Raw genomic sequence first — 5007 nt, forward strand, 5'->3', positions numbered from 1 at the left:
GGAGCGGCGGCGGAACCGGGAAGCGCGGGCCGGGCCGAGGGCGGGAGCGGGTCCGCGGGGGGCGCGTTCGCGGCGGTGCCCGCGCCTGGCTAGCCTGATCGCGGCACGACGACAGGGAAATGGGACGATCGGATGAGCACATGTTCAAGGGCGGGCACACGCCCCGGCCCGGGCGGGACGGCCGCGTGAGCGCTCCCGCCGACACCCCCGCCGACGTCCGTGCCCTGGGACGGCGCACCCTGCGCCGCAACCGCGGGGACGTCGCCCGCGCCACCGTCCTGCACTCCCTCCACCAGCTCGCCGAGGCCCTGGTCCCCGTCGCCATCGGCGTCACCATCGACCGTGCCGTCGTCACCGGCGACATCGGCGCCCTGGGCCTGTGCGTCCTGGGCATGGTCGTCCTGTTCACGGTGCTGGCACTCGCCTACCGCGTCGGCGCCCGGTTCTCCATCCGCGCCGTCGAGAACGAGGCGCACCTGCTGCGGGTGGAGGCCGCCCGCCGGGCCCTGGACCCGCGCGGGGAGCGCAGCGGGCTGCGCGCCGGGGAACTGCTGTCCGTGGCCACCTCCGACGCCGAACAGGCGTCGCAGTACGCGCGCGCCTGGATCGGGCTCATCGCCATGAGCACCGCGATCACCGCCACCACCGTCGCCCTGCTGGCCATCGACGTCCCCCTGGGGATCGGGGTCCTGGTCGGGGTGCCGCTGATGATGTTCCTGCTGCGCTTCCCCGCCGCCCGCATCACCCGGCGCAGCGAGGCCAAGCAGGCCACCGCCGCCGGGGCCACCGCGCTGGCCACCGACCTGGTCGGCGGCCTGCGCGTGCTCATGGGCATGGGCGCCCGCCACGCCGCCGCCGACCGCTACCGCGCCGCCAGCGGCGACGCCCTCACGGCGTCGGTGTCGGCCGCGGCCAGCAACGGCGTCTACCGCGGCCTGGTGTCGGCCGCGGGCGTGCTGTTCCTGGCCTGCGTGGCCGCGGTCGCCGGGTGGATGGCGCTCCAGGGGAGGCTGAGCATCGGCGAGCTCATCACCGTGGTGGGCCTGGCCCAGTTCCTGGCCGAACCCGTCCAGGGCCTGGGCATGGTCGGCCAGCTCTTCGCCACCTCCCGCGCCTCCGCCCGCCGCCTGGTGCGGCTGCTGACCGCCCCCGCCGCCGTCACCCCCGGCGAGCGCCCGGTCCACGCCGACCCGGTGGTGGAACTGGACGGGGTCACCTACCGCACCCTGCGCGACGTCGACCTGAGGCTGGCCCCCGGCGAGACCGTGGGCGTGCTGGCCACCGACCCGCGCGACGCCGAGGCGCTGCTGGACCTGCTGTCCGGCCGGGCCGTCCCCGAGGACGTCGAGCGGGGCCGCGCCGCCGTCGGCGGGGTGCCCGTGCACGAGCTGGACCTGGCCGCGCTGCGCACCGCCGTCCTGGTGGAGGAGCACGGCGCGACCCTGTTCGAGGGCACGCTGCGCACCAACCTGGCGACCGGCACCGACCGCGACGAGGCGCACCTGCACGCGGCGCTGCGCGCCGCCGGCGCCGACGACCTGGTCACCGGGCACACCCAGGGCCTGGACCGGCCGATTACCGACCGGGCCGCGAACCTGTCCGGCGGCCAGCGACAGCGCGCGGCCCTGGCCCGCGCCCTGGCCGCGGACCCGCCGGTGCTGGTGCTGCACGACCCCACCACCGCCGTGGACGCGGTCACCGAGGAGGCGATCGCCCGCGGCCTGACCCGGGCGCGCGCCGACCGGGCCCCGGCGGGCGCCACCCTCGTGGTGGCCGCCAGCCCGGCGCTGCTCGCCCGCGCCGACCGGGTGGTGGTCCTGGAGGAGGGCCGCGTCCGCACCCTGGGCACCCACGCCGACCTGGTCCGCCGGGACCCCGTCTACGCCGAGGCGGTCCTGCGATGACCCTCCCCTCCTCCCGCACCGCCCGGCTCACTGTCGGTCGGGGCGGCCCCGGCCCCGCCCGGGGCGCGGTGGTGTCGTGCGGCGGTGGACACGCCTGGGGCGCGGTGGTGTCGTGCGGCGGTGGACAGGCCCGGGGGGCGGTGGTGTCGTGCGGCGGTGGACACGCCCGGGGTGCGGTGGTGTCGTGCGGCGGTGGACACGCCCGGGGTGCGGTGGTGTCGTGCGGTGGTGGACACGCCCGGGGTGCGGTGGTGTCGTGCGGCGGTGGACATGCGTACCTCTTTCGCCGCGGTACGGCGGCCGGCGGCGGCACGAACCTGCCTCGCACCGGTGCGCACCCCGCCGCCGTGCCCCACATCACGGCGGCCGGCGGCGGCCGAGGCGGGGCGCCGGGCGGTGGTGTCGTATCCGCCGGTGCGGTGGTGCCGCGTGGGGATGGGTATGCGCGCCTCTCCCACTGCGGTGCGGCGGGCCGAGGCAGGGCGATGGGCGGCGGTAGGGAAGACAGGGGCGATGGCGTGGCGGATTGTTCGGGCGCGGCGGCGTTCGGGACGGAAAGGACGGTGACCGCGTGAGTGCGATCGACGAACACGCGGACCTGCTGCCCACCGCGTCGGCCCGGCGCACCTGGGCGGTGCTCGGCGACGGGGTGCGGCGCAGCGGCTGGGGCACCCCCCTGTCCGTGGTCGTGGTGCTGGCGGGCAGTGCGGTCGGCCTGGTCGCCCCCTGGACGCTGGGCGCCATGGTCGACGACATCTCCGCCGGCGCCGGACTGGACGCGGTGCTGCGCGCGGCCGGGGTCATCGCCGCGGCGGCGCTGCTCGGCGGCCTGCTCACCGGTGCGGGCGCCTGGCTGGTGACCCGGGCCGGGGAGCGGATCCTGGCGCGGCTGCGCGAGCGGGTCATGGACCGGGTCCTGCACATGCCCGCCGCGCGGGTGGAGCGGGTGCGCATCGGTGACCTGCTGGCCCGGGTGGGCGACGACGTCGCCGTGGTCACCACCGGCATCGCCCGCAACGGCCCCGACGTGGTGATCGCGCTGGCCATGGTGCTGACGACGGCGGCCGGGATGACCGCCCTGGACTGGCGGCTGGGCCTGGCCGGGCTGTGCGCCCTGCCGGTCTATGTGTGGGCGGCCCGCTGGTACCTGCCGCTCTCGGGCCCCTACTACGCGCGCGAGCGGATCGCGATGGGCGAGCGGTCGCACGCCATGATGGGCGCGCTGCGCGGGCGGTCGGCGGTGCGCGCCTACCGGCGCGAGGAGGAGCACGAGGGGCGGGTCTCCGATCGGTCGCTGGCGGCGATGGACATCACGCTGTCGGTGTTCCGGCTGCTCACACGGTTCGGGTCGCGGCTCAACGGCGCCGAGTGCGTGGGGCTGACGGCGGTGCTGGTCGCGGGTTTCTGGCTGGTGCGCGGCGACCTGGTGACGGTGGGCGCGGTCACCGCCGCGGCCCTGTACTTCCACCGGCTGTTCGGGCCGATGATGTTCCTGGTCATGAACTTCAACGAGGTGCAGTCGGCCGGGGCGAGCCTGGCCCGGCTGGCCGGGGTGGTCGACCTGCCCGAGGCCCCCGAGCCGGAGCGGCCGCGCGAGCCGCAGGACGCGTCGGTGCGGGTCAAGGAGGTCGGGCACCGGTACGGCCCGGACACCCCGCCCGCCCTGGACGGGGTGTCCCTGGAGATCGCCCCCGGGGAGCGGGTGGCGCTGGTGGGCGCCAGCGGTGCGGGCAAGAGCACGCTGGCGGCGGTGATCACGGGCCTGCGCGTCCCCGACACCGGCGAGGTGCACCTGGGCGGGGTGCCCCTGGCGGACCTGGGCGAACGCCGGCTGCGCGGGCACGTGTACCTGGTCAGCCAGGAGACGCACGTGTTCGCCGGAACCCTGCTGGAGGACCTGCGGCTGGCGCGCCCGCAGGCCACCGCTGCCGAGACGGAGGCGGCGCTGGAACGGGTGGACGCGCTCGGCTGGGTGCGGGCGCTGCCCGAGGGGCTGGACACGGTGGTCGGCGAGGGCGGGCACGCCCTCACCGCCGAGCAGGCCCAGCACCTGGCGCTGGCCCGGATGGTGCTGGCCGACCCGCCGGTGGCGGTGCTGGACGAGGCCACCGCGGAGGCGGGCAGCACCGGTGCGCGCCGTCTGGAGCGGGCCTCCCTGGCCGCGACCGAGGGGCGCACCACGCTGGTGGTGGCCCACCGCCTGACCCAGGCGCAGGCCGCCGACCGGGTGGTGGTGATGGACCACGGCCGCGTCGTCGAGCAGGGCCCGCACGCCGACCTGGTGGCGGCCGGCGGCCGCTACGCCGACCTGTGGCGCAGCTGGCAGGGCACCGCCTGACAGCGAGGACGTGGACGGCATCGCTCGCGGGTCCACCCCGCCGCCCGACCGGCGCTCCGGCTGTCCTGACGGGGAATCGTCGGCCCTGCGGGCGGCACTGCGGCCGCGCCCGGCGGCACCGCGGGCATGGCCGCCCGAAAGGCGGTCGGTGACGGGCTCAGTGGTGGGCGCGGACCACCACCCGCACGCCGCGGTAGTCGTCCAGGCCGGTGAGCAGGCTCGGGCGGCCGTGCACCCCGGCCGGGTCGCCCTCGCGCACCGAGCTGCCGAAGTAGTCGGCCCAGGCGTACGCGGCCTCCGTGCCGCCCTGGGCGGCGGTGCCGTGCAGCCCGCCGTCGCGGTCCAGCAGCCATTCGACCGGTGGAAGACGGTGTTCGGACTCCGCGGCCACCAGGCGGGGCAGCAGGGCGGCGGCGCGGCTGCGCGCCTCGTACGTCGGCTCCTCGTACGTCGACTCCTCGGACACGTGCACCATGGCGTTCCCCCGTCGCACCCCGCACGGTCACGGGGCGTAGTTCGTGTTTCAGCCCCATTGTTCCCGGCCGGGGGCGGGTGCGCCGGGCGAATCCCGAATCTGTGGATAACCCCGGTGTGACCGGGACGACCCCGCCCCGCCGTTGAGGGGGAGGAGCCCGATGGGGGAGACTGCGGCGGCGGACCGTCCGCCGCAGACACGGAAAGGTGGGTGCGCGATGACCGTTCCCGGGACGGGGACGCCCTGGCTGCGCCGTTTCCACGCCGGGCCCGGCGCCCGGCTCACGGTGG

3 protein-coding genes are annotated in these 5007 nt (G+C 77.0%); 2 read left to right on the plus strand and 1 reads right to left on the minus strand.

Going from position 1 to position 5007, the window contains the following annotated elements:
* Positions 1–140 precede the first annotated feature (140 nt).
* Together ACJOT3_RS32455 and ACJOT3_RS32460 are read left to right on the plus strand one after the other, a co-directional pair.
* The gene (locus ACJOT3_RS32455) at positions 141–1904 is read left to right on the plus strand and encodes an ABC transporter ATP-binding protein (protein ID WP_406976954.1); all 1764 of its coding nucleotides are present in this window, start codon (positions 141–143) and stop codon (positions 1902–1904) included.
* Between the two features lie 571 nt (positions 1905–2475).
* Complete coding sequence (locus tag ACJOT3_RS32460) at positions 2476–4242, plus strand: ABC transporter ATP-binding protein (protein ID WP_406976952.1); 1767 nt, start codon at positions 2476–2478, stop codon at positions 4240–4242.
* 157 nt (positions 4243–4399) lie between these two features.
* Here ACJOT3_RS32460 and ACJOT3_RS32465 read toward each other — a convergent pair whose 3' ends face one another.
* Complete coding sequence (locus ACJOT3_RS32465) at positions 4400–4717, minus strand: hypothetical protein (RefSeq protein WP_406976953.1); 318 nt, start codon at positions 4715–4717, stop codon at positions 4400–4402.
* Positions 4718–5007: the final 290 nt, after the last annotated feature.

The organism is Nocardiopsis protaetiae (assembly GCF_045446735.1).
Taxonomy (GTDB): domain Bacteria; phylum Actinomycetota; class Actinomycetes; order Streptosporangiales; family Streptosporangiaceae; genus Nocardiopsis; species Nocardiopsis protaetiae.